We start from the raw sequence: 1239 nt of genomic DNA on the forward strand, positions 1-1239 counted from the left end.
CGGCTACTTGGTGACGGTTGCCGCCAACGGCCGCGAGGCGCTCGCCTTGCTTGAGCGGCGCAAGCCCAGCCTGGTGATCAGCGACATCGTGATGCCGGAGCTCGACGGCTACGGCTTGTGCAAGGCGATCAAGGCGGACAAAAATATGAAGGGCATTCCGGTCATGCTGGTGACCACGCTCTCGGATGCGCAGGATGTGATCCGCGGGCTGGAGTGCGGCGCGGACAATTTCCTGCGCAAGCCGTACGACGAGCGCTACCTGCTGGCGCGCATCGATTACCTGTTGATGAACCTCGAGCTGCGCAAGAACCAGAACATGCAGATGGGCGTGGAGATCAGCCTGGGAGGTCAGAGACATTTCATCAGTTCCGAGCGGCAGCAGATACTGGACCTGCTGATCTCGACCTACGAACAGGCGGTCGAGATCAGCAGCGAGCTCAAGCAGCGGGAAAAGGAGCTGACGCACTCCAACGAAGTGCTCAATGGCCTGTACCGCATCGCCGAAGGTCTCAATCAGGCGGGCGGTGAACGGGAGGTGGTGGAAATGGCTCTGGAGCGGGCGCTGGAGCTGCCCGGCATCCAGGCCGGCTGGATTTCTCTGCGGGAAGGGGAGTCCGGCTTCCGGCTGGCCGCCGCGCGCAACCTGCCGCCGACACTCGATGCGCCCGGCGCCATGGACGGCGACTGCGCCTGCCGCCGCCGCCTCATCTCAGGCGAGCTCGACCATGTCACCAACATCCTGGAATGCGAACGCCTCGGCAAGGCAACAGACGACACGCGCGGACTGCGCTACCACGCCAGCGTTCCCTTGTGGCTCGGCGACCGGACACTGGGCGTGATGAATCTTGTCGGGCCGGAAAAAGGACTGTTCGATGAGGATCAACTGAAAGTCCTGTACAGCGTGGGCCACCAGGTGGCGGTGGCGCTGGAGCGGGCGCATCTGCACGAGAATCTGGAGCGCTTGGTGGAGGAGCGGACCGCGGCGCTGCGCGCAAGCGAGGCGCGTTTGCGCACCATCATCGAGGCGGAACCGGAGTGCGTGATGATCGTGGACTCGGAGGGGCGGCTCGTGCAGATGAATGTCGCAGGGCTCGCCATGATCGAGGCGGACAGCCTTGAGCAGGTTCTGGGCGTCAAGATCGTCGAGCTTGTGGTTCCGTCACAGCGTGAAGCTTATCGCGCCTTCGAAGCAAGCGTGCTGGACGGAAGGAGCGCGGTCTTCGAATTTGAGATGGTCGG

General features: G+C 63.4%; 1 protein-coding gene. It reads left to right on the top strand.

What is annotated here, in order from left to right; genetic code table 11:
* Positions 1 to 10: 10 nt before the first annotated feature.
* Positions 11 to 1239: response regulator (locus tag ABW22_RS16495; RefSeq protein WP_237763398.1), on the top strand; the 1229-nt coding region annotated here is incomplete at its 3' end.

It is taken from the genome of Thiobacillus denitrificans, assembly GCF_001530125.1.
GTDB classification, from domain to species: Bacteria; Pseudomonadota; Gammaproteobacteria; order Burkholderiales; family Thiobacillaceae; genus Thiobacillus; species Thiobacillus denitrificans_C.